The following is a 15,067-nucleotide window of genomic DNA, read 5'->3' as shown; positions in this document are numbered from 1 at the left end:
GGCACTACTGCGCGACCGGGGCGGTGGCCGGGCGCGTCCACTCGAGCGTGTAGCGGAAGAACAGCCGCCGCCGGAACCGTGCGCCCGGCAGCACGCGGCGGGCGGTCTCGCGGACCTCGCCGTACGTCTCGCGCGCGCTGCGCACGGGCATGGGCGGGCCGTCGTCGGCCGGGTCGCTGTCGGCGACGCCGCGGACAGGGCGCGGGTGCTTGACCATGCCGACGACGGGGTTGGCGAACGACGAGACGAGGTCGACGGCCAGGTCGCGCGGCGCGCCGATCCGCGCCAGGCCGACCACCAGCAACCGGCCGCCGGGCGCCAGCACGCCGGCGGCGTGCCGCAGCGCGGGCTCCAGGTCCATGTGGTGCAGCGAGGCGACCATCGTCACGACGTCGAACGAGCCGTCGGCGGGGACGTCCTCGAACCGGCCCTGCCGTGCGGTGACGCCGGGGTCGCCCGCGAACCGGGCGGCGGTGGCCGCGGTCATCGTCGCGTCGGCATCGAGCCCCACCACCGTGGCGCCGGCGCGCCGCAGGCGGTCGACGAGGGCCCCGGTGCCGCACCCGACGTCCATCGCGCGCCGCCGCCGTCGCGGCAGCCGGCGCACCACCCAGCCGTGGAAACGGTCGTTGTGGTTCCACGGGTGCCGGCCGTTGACACGGCCCAGCCACCGGCCGGCCGAGCGGACCAGCGGGTTCGTCGTCGTGCGCAGGTCGAGGCGCGAGGCGGGCCGCCTATCAGGCCGGGAATCAGGCATGGACACGGAGGGTAGCGTCACGCGGGTGCCGACTCTCGTCCTCATGTGCGGGCCCGCCGGGGCGGGCAAGTCCACCCACGCCCGCCGGTACGCGGACGCGGACCGCGCGCTCGCGTCCGTCGACGAGCTCGCCTGGGAGGCCGGGCACGCCGCCGCCCACCCGCTGCCCGAGGACGCCGCCCGCCGCGTGGCGACCGCGCTGCGGTCCCGGGTCGAGGGGCTGCTGACCGACGGGCGCGACGTCGTCGTCGACTCGTCCTTCTGGTCGCGGGCGTCGCGCGACGAGTACCGGGCGCTCGGCCGAGCCCACGGCGCGAACACCCTGGTGGTCTACGTCGAGACCCCCCGCGAGGTGGCCCTCGCCCGGGTCGCGGCCCGGACGGCTGCGCACCCGCACGACGTCGTCCTCGCCCCGGAGGTCGCGACGTCCTATCACGACGGCTTCGAGGTCCCGACGCCGGACGAGGGCCCGCTGGAGGTCGTCCGGGGGTGGTGAAGGCGGTCCTCTCGCGCGGCATGTTTCGCGCGTGAGGCAGATGTTCCCGTGAGGTAACCGCGGCCTGACGGCGGCGACACGGCGGTTTCCTACCTTCGGGACATGAGCAGCGAGCCCTCCACCTCAGGCAGCGTCGACCGACGCCACGTCGTCGTCATCGGCGGCGGCATGGTCGCCCAGCGGTTCGTCGAGGCCCTGCGGGCCCGCGACGCCGCGGGCGACTGGCGGGTGACCGTCTTCGCCGAGGAGCCGCGCAAGCCGTACGACCGCGTGGGCCTCACCCGCTACTTCGAGGTGCGGGACGCCGAGGAGCTCACGCTCGGCGACCCGGCGCTGTGGGACGACCCGCTGGTCGACCTGCACCGCGACTGCAAGGTCGAGGCGATCGACCGCGAGGCGCGGACCGTCACGGACCGGCTCGGCCGGGTGCACGCCTACGACGAGCTCGTGCTCGCCACGGGCTCGAGCGCCGCCATGCCGCCCATCGACGGCCACGACCTGCCCGGCGTCTTCGTCTACCGCACCATCGACGACGTCGCGGCGCTGCGCGGCTGGGTCGAGGCCAAGCGGGAGGCGGGCCACGTCGAGACGCGGGGCGGCGTCGTCGAGCGGCCGGTGCGCGGTGCGGTCGTCGGCGGCGGTCTGCTGGGCCTGGAGGCGGCGGGCGCGCTCAAGGCCCTCGGCGCGCAGGCCACCGTGATCCAGTTCGGCACGCACCTCATGGACGTGCAGATCGACCTGGGCGGCGGGCACGCGCTCAAGCGGCTCATCAACGACAAGGGCATCTCCGTCCGCACCGACACCGCGACGAAATCGATCCGCCCGCACCGGCGCACCGGGCACGTGGGGCGGATGGACTTCGCCGACGGCGGGCGGCTGGACGTGGACGTCGTCGTGATGGCCACGGGTGTGCGGCCGCGCGACGAGCTGGCCCGCGCGGCCGGCCTGGAGGTCGGCGAGCGCGGCGGCGCCGTCGTCGACCTGACCTGCCGCACCGCGGACGAGCACGTGTGGGCGATCGGCGAGGTCGCGTGCATCGAGGGCCGCTGCCTCGGCCTGGTCGCACCGGGCAACACGATGGCGGAGGTCGTGGCCGACCGGCTGCTCGGCGGCGGGGCCACCTTCCCCGGCGCGGACACGGCCACCAAGCTCAAGCTCTCGGGCGTCGACGTCGCGAGCTTCGGCGACGCGCACGGCCGCACCGAGAAGTCGGTCGAGATCGTGTGGGCCGACCCGCTGCGGGGCATCTACAGCAAGCTCGTCATGGCCGACGACGCGCGCACCCTGCTGGGCGGCGTCTTCGTCGGCGACGCGACGCCCTACGCGTCGCTGCGGCCGATGCTCGGCGCGGAGCTGCCGGGCGACCCGTCCGCGTTCCTGCTGCCGGAGGGCACGGGCGGCGCACCGGCCCTCGAGCTGCCCGACGACGCGAACGTCTGCTCCTGCAACAACGTCTCCGCGGGCACGATCCGCGGCGCCGTCACCGAGCACGACTGCACCGACGTCGCCGGGGTCAAGGCGTGCACCCGCGCCGGCACCACGTGCGGCGCCTGCCTGCCGCTGGTCACCAAGCTCACCAAGGCCGAGCTGACCAAGGCGGGTGTCGAGGTGAGTACCGCCCTGTGCGAGCACTTCGAGCTCTCCCGCGCCCAGCTCTTCGACGCCGTGCGGGTGGCCGACCTGCACACGTTCAGCGAGATCATCGCCCGCTTCGGCCGGGTCCCCGAGGGCGCGACCGACGCCGGGCGCGGCTGCGACATCTGCAAGCCCACCGTCGCGTCGGTCCTGGCCAGCCTCGGCAACGGGCACATCCTCGCGGGCGAGCAGGCCACGCTGCAGGACACCAACGACCACATGCTCGCCAACATGCAGAAGGACGGCACGTACTCGGTCGTCCCGCGCATGCCGGGCGGCGAGGTGACCCCCGAGGGGCTGATCGTCGTCGGTCAGGTCGCGAAGGACTTCGGCCTCTACACGAAGATCACCGGCGGCCAGCGTATCGACATGTTCGGCGCCCGCGTCGAGCAGCTCCCGGAGATCTGGCGGCGGCTCGTGGACGCCGGATTCGAGTCCGGGCACGCCTACGGCAAGTCGCTGCGCACCGTGAAGTCGTGCGTCGGGTCCACCTGGTGCCGCTACGGCGTGCAGGACTCCGTGGGCATGGCCGTCGAGCTCGAGCTGCGTTACCGCGGCCTGCGTTCCCCGCACAAGCTCAAGCTCGGCGTCTCCGGCTGCGCCCGCGAGTGCGCCGAGGCGCGCGGCAAGGACGTCGGGGTCATCGCCACCGACAAGGGGTGGAACGTCTACGTGGGCGGCAACGGCGGCCAGACGCCGAAGCACGCGCAGCTGCTCGCGGAGAACCTCAGCTCCGAGGAGCTGCTGCGCACGATCGACCGCTTCCTCATGCTGTACATCCGCACTGCCGACCGGCTGCAGCGCACGGCCCCCTGGGTGGAGGAGTACGAGGGCGGCCTGGAGGCGATCCGCGAGGTCGTGATCGAGGACTCGCTCGGCATCGGCGCAGACCTCGACGCCGCGATGGCCCAGCACGTCGAGGGGTACGAGGACGAGTGGAAGGCCGTCCTCGAGGACCCGGCGAAGCTGGCCCGCTTCGGCTCCTTCGTCAACGCCCCCACGACGCCCGACCCGGCGCTCGCGTACGTGCCCGAGCGCGGCCAGAAGCGCCCGGCCACCGCGGACGAGGTCGCGTCCGGGACCGCCGACCCCGAGCTCGTCTCCGCCCTCACCAGCCCCGTCCTCGTCGCCGGCCCCACCCTGGAGGTGCGCGCATGACCGCCCTGACCCCCACGTCCGAGACCGCCGTCGTGGACGGCCCCGGCTGGACCGCCGTCTGCCCGCTGGACGCCCTGGCCCCCGAGCGCGGCGCCGCCGCCCTGGTGACCGGCTCTGACGGTGAGGAACGGCAGGTGGCGCTGTTCCGCCTCCTCGACGGCACCGTGTGCGCGGTGCAGCAGCTCGACCCGTACTCCGGCGCGAACGTCATGTCGCGGGGGATCGTCGGCACCCGCGGGGGCACGCCCACCGTGGCGTCGCCGGTGTACAAGCAGGTCTTCGAGCTGCACACCGGCCGCTGCCTCGACGCGGCGAGCAAGGAGCCGCGCGTCGGCCTGGCGGCCGACCTCGCGTCGTACCCGGTCGTGGTGACCGGCGGCGTCGTGCACGTGGGGATCGGATGACGACCGGGCGGGTCACCCTCGTCGGCGCCGGTCCCGGCGCCGCCGACCTGCTCACCTACCGCGCGTGGCGCGCGCTGACCACGGCCGACGTCGTCGTCACCGACCGCCTGGTGCCGCACGAGGTGCTCGACGAGCTGGACGCGCGCACCGAGGTCGTCGACGTCGGCAAGACGCCCGGGCGGCACACGCTGCCGCAGGAGGAGATCGACGCGCTGATCGTGGCGCGCGCCCTGGCCGGGGCGCACGTGGTGCGGCTCAAGGGCGGCGACCCGTTCGTGTTCGGCCGCGGCGGCGAGGAGGTCGCGGCCTGCCGTGCGGCGGGAGTGCCGGTCGAGGTGGTGCCCGGGGTGTCGTCGGCCTTGGCCGCGCCCGCGCTGGCCGGCGTGCCGCTCACGCACCGCGGCACGACGACGGCGTTCCACGTCGTCACCGGTCACACCCGCGACGGCGAGGCGCAGCTCGACGACGTCTCCGTCGCCTGCGTGACCTCCCGCGCGGCGACGCTCGTGGTGCTCATGGGCGTGGCGGCGCTGCCCGGCATCGTCGCCCGCCTGCTGGACGCCGGCGCGGCCCCGGACACGCCCGTCGCTATCGTGGAACGAGGTTCGCTGCCCGACCAGCGGGTCACGCGCGTCGCCCTCGACCTGGCCGCCAAGCGTGCCGAGGAGGTCGGGGTCCGTGCGCCGGCCGTGGTCGTGATCGGCGACGTGGCCCACTCGACGCTGCTGGAGGTCGCGCGTGACGCAGGAGGAGCCGCAGGGCGGGGCGGTGGCTGACGCCGCCGACCGCGCGCCCCGACCGGCGCTGGGCCAGGTGATGGCGGGCTGCACGGTGCTCGTCACGGCAGACCGCCGTTCGGGGGAGCTGGCCGCGGCGCTGGAGCGCCGCGGCGCCGCCGTCCGGCACGCGCCCGCGCTGAGCATGATCCCGCACGTGGACGACGACGCCCTGATCGCCGCCACGCGCGCCCTCGTCGCCGACCCGCCGGACGTCGTCGTCGCGACCACCGGCGTCGGCTTCCGCGCATGGATCGAGGCCGCCGACGCGCACGGGCTCGCGGACGACCTGCTCGCCGTGCTCGGCCGCGCCCGCCTCGTCGCGCGCGGCCCGAAGGCGCGCGGGGCCATCCAGGCCGCGGGCCTCCAGGCGGACTGGGTCGCGGAGTCGGAGACGTCGGCCGAGGTCGCGGAGGTGCTGCTCAGCGAGGGCGTGAGCGGCCTGCACGTCGCCATCCAGCACCACGGTGCGGGCGCCGACGGGCTCGACGTCGTCTTCGCGAAGGCGGGTGCGCGGGTCTCCGCGCTGGTCGTGTACCGCTGGGGCCCGCCGCCCGGCCCGGCGGCCGTCGAGGCGTCCGTGCGCGCCGCCGCCGCGGGCGAGATCGACGCCGTCGCGTTCACGTCCGCCCCCGGCGCCGAGGCGTGGCTGCGCGCCGTCGAGGCGCAGGGCCTGCGCGACGCCGTCGTGGCCCGCTTCGTCGACGGGTCGATGGTGGCCGCCGCCGTCGGCCCGGTCACCGCGCGCCCGCTGGAGTCCCGCGGCATCCCGACGCTGCAGCCCGAGCGAGGTCGGCTCGGCGCGCTCGTCCGCTCGATCGTGGGCCACTACGAGCACCTCGAGTCCGTCGCTCTCGCCACCGTGGCAGGGCCGCTCGTCATCCGGGCGCGCGTCGCCGTCCTCGACTCGCAGGTGCTGCCGCTGTCGCCCACGGGCGTCGGGGTGCTCCGGCTGCTCGCCTCGGCGGGCGGTGACGTCGTGCCGCGCGACCGCGTCCTCGACGTGCTGCCCGGCAACTCCCGCGACCCGCACGCCGTCGAGGTCGCCGTCGCCCGGCTGCGCGAGGCCGCGGGCCGGCGCGACCTGATCAAGACGGTCGTCAAGCGCGGCTACCGGCTGGAGCTCGCGCACGGCGGCTGAGCCTGTCGGGACCCCGGAACCCCGAGCGCCGCCGAGGTCAGCCCGGGTAGACGTCCACCTCCGCCGCCTTGACGGACAGCCAGACGCGGGTGCCGGGGGTGAGCGAGAGCTCCGCCGCGGCCTGGGGCGTGACGTCAGCGGCGAGGTGGTCGGTGCGCACGCGCACCAGGTCGCCGCGCGGCTCCAGCGAGCGCACCGTGCCGCGGAACGTGTTGCGCGGCGAGCCGTGCCGCTCGTCGAGGTAGACGGAGACCGCGGCGGGGCGGAAGACGGCGGTCATGGGCGCGCCCGCGGCGAGACCGTCGCCCGGGTCGTGGCCGTGCACCATCTCGCCCGCGGGCGTGCGGACTCCGCCGCCCGTCCACACCCCCGTGAGCAGGTTCAGCCCGGCGATCCGTGCGGCGAACGCGCTGCGGGGCCGGCTCAGCACCTGCGGCGTCGGCCCGCGCTCGACGACGCGCCCGTCCTCGATCACGGCCACCTCGTCGGCGAGCAGGAGGGCGTCCAGGACGTCGTGGGTCGTGATGATCGCGGTCTGCCCGGCGAGCAGGTGCTTGAGGGTCTGGCGCAGCTCGGGCGTGACGTCGACGTCCAGGGCGGCCATGGGCTCGTCGAGCAGCAGGAGCCGGGGCTCGGCGGCCAGCGCGCGGGCGACCGCGACCCGCTGGGCCTGCCCGCCCGACAGGGTCGACGGCGGCCGGTCCGCCAGGTGCGCGAGGCCGACCTGCGCGAGCCGGCGGTCCGCCGCGGCGTCGGCCGCCCGTCGCGCGGCCCCCTGGGAACGCGGCCCGAACGCGACGTTCTGCCGCACCGACAGGTGCGGGAACAGCAGCGGCTCCTGGGCGAGCAGCGCGACCTGCCGGGCGTGCGGGGGCACCCAGGTGCGGGTGCGGCCGTCCTCGGCGCGGACCAGGGGCCGTCCGTCGAGCGTGACGTGGCCGTCGTGCGGGCGCAGCGTCCCAGCCGTGATCCCGAGCGCCGTCGACTTGCCCGCCCCGTTCGGGCCGAGCAGGGCGAGCGTGCGGCCCTCGGCGACGTCGAGCTCGACGTCGAACCCGCGGGCCGGCAGCGCGGCGGCGAAGGCGAGCGTCACAGCACGCTCCGGCCCGGGCGGCCCTGCCGGGTGGCGGCGATGACGAGCACCGCGACCACGACCAGCAGCAGGGACAAGGCCACGGCCGCGTCGGGGTCGGTCTCGCGCTGCAGGTAGATCTCCAGCGGCAGGGTGCGCGTGACGCCCTGCAGGCTGCCGGCGAACGTGATCGTCGCGCCGAACTCCCCGAGCGCGCGGGCGAACGACAGCACCGCCCCGGACAGCAGGCCCGGCCACACCAGGGGGAGGGTCACGCGGCGCAGCACCGTGGTGGGGCGGGCGCCGAGCGAGGCCGCGACCACCTCGTAGCGGGCGCCCGCGGTGCGCAGCGCCCCCTCGAGGCTCATCACGAGGAACGGCAGTGCGACGAACGTCTGCGCGAGCACCACCGCCGTCGTGGAGAACGCGATCTGCAGGCCCGCGACCTCCAGGGTCTCGCCGAGCAGGCCGCGGCGGCCGAAGGTGTAGAGCAGTGCGATGCCGCCCACCACGGGCGGCAGCACCAGCGGCACCATCACCAGCGAGCGCAGCAGGTCGATCCCCGGGAACCGGCAACGCGCGAGCACCAGCGCCATCGGGACGCCGAGCACGAGGCACACCACCGTGCTGGCCGCCGACGTCTGCAGGCTGAGCAGCAGCGCCGCCCGCGCGGACTCGCTCGTGACCAGCGACCAGTAGCTCGACCAGTCGACCCGCGTCGCCATCGCGACCAGCGGCAGCAGCACGAAGAGCCCGCCCACCGCGGCGGGCGCGAAGGCCCACCGCGGCAGGCCGACGGCCGCCGCGCCTCCGGTGGTCGAGCCTGTCCGCCCGGTGGTGGAGCCCGTCGAAACCCTCACGGCGCGGCGAAGCCGAAGCCGGCGAGCGTCTGCTGCCCGTCGTCGGAGAGCACGAGGTCGACGAACTGCTGCGCGAGGTCCGCCTGCTCGTCGCCACCGTCCGCCACGGGGGCGATCGGATAGGTGTTCACGGCGCTGTCCGACTCGGGGAACTCGACGCCCTCGACGTCGTCGCCCGCGGCAGCGACGTCCGTGACGTAGACCAGCCCGGCGTCCGCCTCGCCCGCGATCACCTTGCCGAGGACGTCGGTGACGCTCTGCTCCTCGCTCACCGGTTGCAGGTCGAGGCCCGCGGCGTCCTCGACCTTCGCGGACGCCGCCCCGCACGGCACCTCGGGGGCGCACAGCACGAGCTTCACGTCGGGGGCGGCCAGGTCGGCGAGGGTCTCGACGCCGGCGGGGTTGTCCGGCGGGACGGCGATCTCCAGGGTGTTGGTGGCGAAGTCCTGCGGGTTGCCGACCAGGTCGTCCGCGACGAGCTTGTCCATGTTCGCCGTGTCGGCGGAGGCGAAGACGTCGGCCGGCGCGCCCTGCTGGACCTGCGCCACCAGGTCCGACGACCCGGCGAAGCTGAGCCGTACGTCCACCCCGTCGTGCGCGTCCTCGAACTGCTCTGCGAGGTCCTCGAACGAGCCCTGGAGCGACGCCGCCGCGAACACGGTGAGCGTCGTCGTGTCGCCGTCCGCGCCGTCGTCCCCGGTCGCCGACGTGCCGCAGCCGGCCAGCACCGTCACGGCGAGCGCCGCGATCCCGGCGGCGACGTGCTTCCTCCGGTGCTTCCTCACGCGTCTCCCCGGTCCTCGGCCTCGATCACCACGGTGGTCGACTTGATCACCGCCACCGCCACGGAGCCCCGCTCGAGCCCGAGGTCGCGCACGGCCTCGCTGCTCATGAGCGACACCACGCGGAACGGGCCGCACTGCAGCTCCACCTGCGCCATCACCGTGTCCACCTGCAGGTCCGTGACGAGCCCGACGAAGCGGTTGCGCGCCGAGCTCTTCATCCCGCCCGGCAGCGCCGGGACCGTGGCGTGCTCGCGCGCCACCATCGCCACCTCGTAGCCGTCCACGACCTTGCGGCCCGACGCGTCCGTGCTGGATCCGAGCAGGCCGCGGTCGATCCAGCGGCGCACGGTGTCGTCGCTGACGCCGAGGTAGACGGACGCTTCAGAAACTCGCATGTGCGGCACAATGACGAGCATATCCCCGCACCTGCGACTTCACGCGCCTGTCGAGCTTGTCGAGACCCGGGTTTCGACGAGCTCAACCAGCGGTGCAGGGCGGAGAACATAGGCTGACGCCCGTGCATGACGACGTGACGCAGCGGCGGTCCGTGGCCGACCACGCCGCCGCGGTGGCCGAGCTGGTCGCGCCCGCGCTGGCGGTGGCGCGCGGGCAGGGCACGGCGCGGGTCGACATCGCGACGCTGCTGACGCAGGTCGGCGCCGGAGCCGGGCTGTCGCCGCGCGTGCTCGCCCGCGACGCGGTGGCCGCCGTCGCGCTGCCCGGCTTCGACAACTCGCAGATGGACGGGTACGCGGTGCGCTCCGCGGACCTCGACGGCGCGTCCCCGGGCGCACCGGTGACGCTTCCCGTGGTCACCCCCGTTCCTGCTGGCACACAGCCGCCGCCGCTGGAGCCGGGCTCCGCGGCACCCGTGATGACCGGCGCCCCGGTGCCGCCGGGAGCGGACGCCGTCGTGCGGGTCGAGGACGCCGACCCGCCCGCCTTCCCGTCGTTCGACGACGCGTCCGGCGACGGCGTGGTGCGGTTCGCGGCGCCCGTCGCGCCGGACACGTACGTGCGGGCCGCCGGGTCCGACGTCGCGGCGGGCAGCGTGCTGGTCCCCGCCGGGACGCCGCTCGGTGCCACCCAGCTCGGGGCGCTCGTCGCGGCCGGCGTCCGGACCGTCGACGTCGCCGCCCCGCCGCACGTGCTGCTCGTCTCGACCGGGTCGGAGCTCGCGCCCGCGGGCGCGCCGCTCGGCCCGGCGCAGGTGCACGACGCCAACGGCGCCGCCCTCACCGCCGCGCTCGCGCAGGCCGGCGCCCGCGTCACGACGCGCGTCGCCCCCGACGAGCCCGACGCCCTGCGCCGTCTGCTCGCCGACGCGCCAAGCGACGTCGCCCTCGTCGTGACCACCGGGGGCGTGTCCGCGGGGGCGTACGAGGTGGTGCGCCAGACGCTCACGGACGCCTGGTTCGGCCACGTCGCCGTCCAGCCCGGCGGACCGCAGGGCCTCGGCACCGTCGCACTCGGCCCGCGGGAGGTCCCGCTCGTCGCGTTCCCCGGCAACCCGGTGAGCGCGTACGTGTCGTTCGAGCTGTTCCTGCGCCCGGTGCTCGCCACCGCCACGGGGGCCGCGCCTGCGCGTCGTGCGGCAGGCCGGGCGCCCCTCGCCGAGGCCCTCGACTCGCCGCGCGCGTTGCACCAGGTGCGGCGCGGCACGCTCGACTCCGACGGCCGGGTGCGCATGAGCGGAGGCCCCGGCTCGCACCTGCTGACCCACCTCGCCGTCGCGACGGTCCTCGTGCACGTCCCGCCCGGCGTCGCCCACCTCGACGCCGGCGACCCCGTCGACTACCAGGAGCTCCTGTGACCGAACAGCCCGACCCGACCTCCGACCCGGCGCAGGGCCTGTCCCACTACCGCGCCGACGGCGCCGCGCACATGGTCGACGTCTCCGCCAAGGGCGTGACGAAGCGCGAGGCCACCGCGACCGGGGTGCTGCGCACCCGCGCGGACGTCGTCGCGCGGATCGCGTCGGGCGACCTGCCGAAGGGGGAGGCGATCGCCACCGCCCGCATCGCCGGGATCCTGGGCGCCAAGCGCACGCCCGACCTCGTGCCGCTGTGCCACCCGCTGCCGATCTCCGGCGTGGAGATCGACGTCGTGCCCGCGAGGGATCTCGTCGAGATCACCGCGACCGTGCGCACCACCGGCCGCACCGGCGTGGAGATGGAGGCGCTCACCGCCGTCACGGTCGCCGGGCTCACGCTGTACGACATGATCAAGGCCGTCGACAAGGCGGCCGTGCTCACGGACGTCCAGGTCGTGGCGAAGTCGGGCGGGAAGTCGGGCGACTGGACGCGCGCGGCGTCGGCCTCCGAGACGGACCCGGAGGACGCATGAGCGGCGAGCACGAGCACGGCAGCGGCGCCGGGAGCGACGGCGCGGAGCGGCCCGAGCGGCGCGTCGCCGTCGTCGTCGCTTCCGACCGCGCGGCGGCGGGGGAGTACGAGGACCGTTCCGGCCCGGCGGCCGTGGAGTGGTTCGCCTCCCGGGGGTGGCGCGTGGCCGCGCCTGTCGTGGTGTCTGACGGCGACCCGGTGCGCGAGGCGATCGCCGCGCTGGTCGGGACGCCACCCCAGGAGGCGCCGCACCTGATCGTCACCAGCGGCGGCACCGGGCTCGGCCCGCGCGACCGCACCCCGGAGGCGACCCGCGCCGTCCTGGACCGTGAGGTGCCGGGGATCGCGGAGCTCGTCCGCGCGCGCTCCCTGGGGCCCACGGACCCCGCGAAGAAGGCGGTGCCAGCGGCGGCACTGTCCCGCGGCGTGGCCGGGGTCGCCGGTCGCACGCTGGTCGTGAACCTGCCCGGCTCGGTCGGCGGCGTCGTCGACGGCCTCGACGCGCTCGCCGAGGTGCTGCCGCACGCCGTCGACCAGCTCGCCGGCGGCGACCACCCGACCCTCGCCGACCCGCGGGGTAGTGCCTCCCGCTCCGGGGAAGTGCCCGGGGGGACCTACCGGGGGACGGAAGGCACTACCTCGGTGGAGGCGGCGGCCGTGGTGCTGCGCGCCGACGTCGTCGAGGTGCCCCTGGACGCGCTGGTCGCGGAGCTGAGCGCCCTGGTGCGCGACGACGCGTGCGGCGGGGTCGCGACGTTCACGGGCTACGTGCGCGACCACGACGGCGGGCGCGGGGTCGCGCGGCTGCACTACGAGGCGCACCCCGATGCCGCGGCGGTGCTGCGGTCGGTGGCGGAGCGGGTCGCGCGCCGCACGGTCGAGGCGACGGGGGACCGCGTCCGCGTCGCCGTCGTGCACCGCACGGGCGACCTGGCGATCGGCGACGTCGCGGTGGTGGCGGCCGTCGCCGCCGGGCACCGGCAGGCCGCGTTCACCGCGGCGTCGGACCTGGTCGAGGAGCTCAAGGCCGAGGTGCCGATCTGGAAGGAGCAGGGCTTCGACGACGGCACGTCGGAGTGGGTGGCCTCGCTGGGCTGACCGGTCGCGGAGGCGCACGGCGGGGACGGACCTGCAGGTCATCTGCTGTTCACCTGAGGGTCGGTGTCACGACGGCGGAGCGCCATCGGTGGTCCCTACGTTCGGGCACGTCACCCCCCGGACCACCCTCAGGAGTGCCCGATGACGATCGCCCCCGAGTCGCGCCCGCTGCTGGAGCTCGCGGCCACGCCTCACACCCCCCACTACGCGCGCGGCAAGCGCAGCGCGGTCACCTGCCGGCTCAAGTGCGCCGACGCGTGCTCGCACCCGGCGCCGAACGCGTCCGCCAACGAATACTTCCGTGACATCGCGTCGCGGGCGCTGTCCCGCCGGGTCATGCTCGGCGGCCTCGCCGCCGCGGCCGCCACCGTCGTCGTCGGCGCCCAGGTCGCGGGCGCGCCCGGCGCGAGCGCCGTCACGGCCGCGGGCCGAGGCCCCGGCAAGGGCCTCGCCTTCGGTGCGATCGCCCCGCAGGACGCCGGGGTCGACGCGTTCGTCGTCCCTGACGGCTACGAGTGGTCGCCGATCATCCGGTGGGGCGACCCGATCCTGCCGGGCGGTCGTGCGTTCGACGCCGCGAACCAGACGCCGGAGCAGCAGGCCAAGCAGTTCGGCTACAACGTCGACTACCTGGACATCCTGCCCGCCGACCCGGACGACGTCCGGCCCCACGGGAAGACGAAGCGCGGCAAGCGCGGCCTCCTGGTGAGCAACCACGAGTACACCAACGCCGGGATCATGTTCGACGACTCGTACGACGCCGCCACGCGCCGCGCCATCGAGCGGGCGGCCTGGGGCATGTCGGTGGTCGAGGTGCGCCGGGACCGTGAGGGCTCTCCGTGGACGTACTCGCGGATCAGCCGTTACAACCGCCGCCTCACCGTGGAGACCGAGTTCCACGTGGACGGCCCGGCGGCCGGCTCCTACCTGATGAAGACGGTCGAGGACCCGACCGGCACCCGCGTGCGCGGCACCCTCAACAACTGCGCGGGCGGCACCACGCCATGGGGCACCGTGGTCTCCGGCGAGGAGAACTACAACGCCAACTTCCGCGTCAACGGCAAGGACCCCCGCGACGCGCGCTACGGCCTCAAGGATGCGGCCACCAGCTACGGCTGGGAGCTCGACGACCCGCGCTTCGACGGTCGGAACCCGGGCTACGAGTACGAGAGCCACCGCTTCGGCTGGGTGGTCGAGGTGGACCCGTACGAGCCCGACGAGGCGCCGGTGAAGCACACGGCGATGGGTCGCCTCAAGCACGAGGGCGCCAACGTCATCCTCTCGAAGCGCGGCCACGCCGTCGCGTACATGGGCGACGACGAGCGCTTCGACTACGTGTACAAGTTCGTGTCGAAGGACCGATTCCGCGAGGGCAGCAGCCGCTGGGCGCGACGCCACAACAAGACGCTGCTCTCCGAGGGCGACCTGTACGTCGCGCGGTTCACCGGCGACTCGCCGGTATCCGAGATCGACGGCACGGGTGCGGTGCCCTCCGACGGCGGGTTCGACGGCACGGGCGAGTGGATCCCCCTGGTGAAGGACGGCGAGTCGCGTGTGCCGGGCATGACGCTCGAGGAGGTGCTCGTCTTCACCCGCCTCGCGGCCGACGCGGTGGGCGCCACCAAGATGGACCGCCCGGAGGACGTGGAGCCGAACCCGCTGACCGGCCGTGTCTACGTGGCGTGCACCAACAACACCGACCGTGGCAAGGCGGGCAAGGAGGGCGCCACCGAGCCCAACCCCCGCAACACCAACCGCGACGGCCACGTGGTCGAGATCATCGAGGACCGCGGCGACCAGACCGCCACGACCTTCACCTGGAACCTGCTGCTCGTCGCAGGCGACCCGTCGGTGAACGGCTCGACGTACTTCTCCGGCTTCCCGGCCGACCAGGTCTCGCCCATCTCGTGCCCGGACAACCTGGCGTTCGACGCCGACGGCAACCTGTGGATCTCCACGGACGGCGCGCCGTCCACCATCCAGAAGTGCGACGGCCTGTTCAAGGTGACCCTCACCGGGCGCCAGCGCGGCCGCGTGGAGCAGTTCCTGTCCGTGCCGCGCGACGCCGAGACCTGCGGGCCCGTCGTCGACTCCCGCGACGCGATGGTCTACGTCAACGTCCAGCACCCGGGCGAGGACGGCAGCATCGACGCCCAGAACTCCTACTTCCCGGACTACCTCGCCGAGGGCGAGCGGGCCCCGGCGGGTGCCTGGCGCGGACCGCGCCCGTCCACCGTGCAGGTCTACAAGGCCGGTCGCGGCGAGGACCCGGGTCACGGGAACGGTCACGGGAACGGCAACGGTCACGGGAACGGCAATGGTCACGGGGGCGACGACGGCTGGGACGGACCCGGGCCGTTCCCCTGGCCCCGCCACCGCTGACCGCGAGGTAGCTCCGTTCGCGCCGAGGTAGTTCAGATCTCGTCGAGGTAGTGGACCAGACCACTACCTCGGCGAGAGCTGAACTACCTCGCGGGTTCTCGAACTACCTCGGCACGAACGGAACTACCTCGGCAAGAGCCGAACTACCTCGCGGTGTC

General features: G+C 74.9%; 14 protein-coding genes. 9 read left to right on the top strand and 5 right to left on the bottom strand.

Annotation, left to right across the window (positions count from 1 at the left end; genetic code table 11):
* Positions 1-4: 4 nt before the first annotated feature.
* Positions 5-757 (bottom strand): class I SAM-dependent methyltransferase, encoded by a 753-nt coding sequence (locus tag B5Y66_RS00240; protein ID WP_079569454.1) that lies wholly within the window; start codon positions 755-757, stop codon positions 5-7.
* Positions 758-782: 25 nt separating this feature from the next.
* On the opposite strand from B5Y66_RS00240, the gene B5Y66_RS00235 reads away from it, so the two are divergent.
* The 5 genes from B5Y66_RS00235 to B5Y66_RS00215 all read left to right on the top strand — a co-directional run bounded on the left by B5Y66_RS00235 (position 783) and on the right by B5Y66_RS00215 (position 6,367).
* The gene (locus B5Y66_RS00235; protein ID WP_245806829.1) at positions 783-1,253 is read left to right on the top strand and encodes an AAA family ATPase; all 471 of its coding nucleotides are present in this window, start codon (positions 783-785) and stop codon (positions 1,251-1,253) included.
* A 102-nt stretch (positions 1,254-1,355) separates the two neighbouring features.
* The gene (gene nirB, locus B5Y66_RS00230) at positions 1,356-4,046 is read left to right on the top strand and encodes a nitrite reductase large subunit NirB (RefSeq protein WP_079569448.1); all 2,691 of its coding nucleotides are present in this window, start codon (positions 1,356-1,358) and stop codon (positions 4,044-4,046) included.
* Positions 4,043-4,450: a nitrite reductase small subunit NirD gene (gene nirD / locus B5Y66_RS00225; protein WP_079569445.1), complete on the top strand. Its 408-nt coding sequence runs from the start codon at positions 4,043-4,045 to the stop codon at positions 4,448-4,450. The genes nirB and nirD overlap by 4 nt, the downstream gene beginning before the upstream one ends.
* Positions 4,447-5,226, top strand: a complete 780-nt coding sequence (gene cobA / locus B5Y66_RS00220) for a uroporphyrinogen-III C-methyltransferase (RefSeq protein ID WP_079569443.1) — start codon at positions 4,447-4,449, stop codon at positions 5,224-5,226. The genes nirD and cobA overlap by 4 nt, the downstream gene beginning before the upstream one ends.
* 40 nt (positions 5,227-5,266) lie before the next feature.
* A complete protein-coding gene (locus B5Y66_RS00215; RefSeq protein ID WP_079571516.1) occupies positions 5,267-6,367 on the top strand; it encodes a uroporphyrinogen-III synthase in 1,101 nt (366 codons plus the stop codon).
* A gap of 37 nt (positions 6,368-6,404) precedes the next feature.
* Here the strand turns inward: B5Y66_RS00215 and B5Y66_RS00210 are convergent, their stop codons facing one another.
* The 4 genes from B5Y66_RS00210 to B5Y66_RS00195 all read right to left on the bottom strand — a co-directional run bounded on the left by B5Y66_RS00210 (position 6,405) and on the right by B5Y66_RS00195 (position 9,488).
* Positions 6,405-7,460, bottom strand: a complete 1,056-nt coding sequence (locus tag B5Y66_RS00210; RefSeq protein WP_079569440.1) for a sulfate/molybdate ABC transporter ATP-binding protein — start codon at positions 7,458-7,460, stop codon at positions 6,405-6,407.
* Entirely contained in the window at positions 7,457-8,230 is a 774-nt protein-coding gene (locus B5Y66_RS00205) for an ABC transporter permease (RefSeq protein ID WP_245806919.1), read from the bottom strand. The genes B5Y66_RS00210 and B5Y66_RS00205 overlap by 4 nt, the downstream gene beginning before the upstream one ends.
* 65 nt (positions 8,231-8,295) lie before the next feature.
* On the bottom strand, positions 8,296-9,084 hold the full coding sequence (gene modA, locus B5Y66_RS00200; RefSeq protein ID WP_079569435.1) for a molybdate ABC transporter substrate-binding protein: 789 nt from the start codon (positions 9,082-9,084) through the stop codon (positions 8,296-8,298).
* Positions 9,081-9,488, bottom strand: a complete 408-nt coding sequence (locus B5Y66_RS00195) for a TOBE domain-containing protein (protein WP_079571514.1) — start codon at positions 9,486-9,488, stop codon at positions 9,081-9,083. Before B5Y66_RS00195 ends, modA begins: the two co-directional genes overlap by 4 nt.
* Before the next feature lie 113 nt (positions 9,489-9,601).
* Here B5Y66_RS00195 and B5Y66_RS00190 point away from each other — a divergent pair, with 113 nt between their 5' ends.
* The 4 genes from B5Y66_RS00190 to B5Y66_RS00175 all read left to right on the top strand — a co-directional run bounded on the left by B5Y66_RS00190 (position 9,602) and on the right by B5Y66_RS00175 (position 14,909).
* Positions 9,602-10,897, top strand: coding sequence for a molybdopterin molybdotransferase MoeA (locus B5Y66_RS00190; RefSeq protein WP_245806828.1), 1,296 nt, complete (start codon positions 9,602-9,604; stop codon positions 10,895-10,897).
* Positions 10,894-11,430, top strand: coding sequence for a cyclic pyranopterin monophosphate synthase MoaC (gene moaC, locus B5Y66_RS00185; protein WP_079569429.1), 537 nt, complete (start codon positions 10,894-10,896; stop codon positions 11,428-11,430). Before B5Y66_RS00190 ends, moaC begins: the two co-directional genes overlap by 4 nt.
* On the top strand, positions 11,427-12,527 hold the full coding sequence (locus B5Y66_RS23210) for a molybdenum cofactor biosynthesis protein MoaE (RefSeq protein ID WP_079569426.1): 1,101 nt from the start codon (positions 11,427-11,429) through the stop codon (positions 12,525-12,527). The genes moaC and B5Y66_RS23210 overlap by 4 nt, the downstream gene beginning before the upstream one ends.
* 141 nt (positions 12,528-12,668) lie before the next feature.
* Positions 12,669-14,909, top strand: a complete 2,241-nt coding sequence (locus B5Y66_RS00175; protein ID WP_079569423.1) for a PhoX family protein — start codon at positions 12,669-12,671, stop codon at positions 14,907-14,909.
* Positions 14,910-15,067: the final 158 nt, after the last annotated feature.

This window comes from Krasilnikoviella flava (genome assembly GCF_900167525.1).
Taxonomy (GTDB): domain Bacteria; phylum Actinomycetota; class Actinomycetes; order Actinomycetales; family Cellulomonadaceae; genus Isoptericola; species Isoptericola flavus.
Note: the sequence above shows the minus strand (reverse complement) of the source record. Positions and strands in the feature narration are given on the sequence as shown.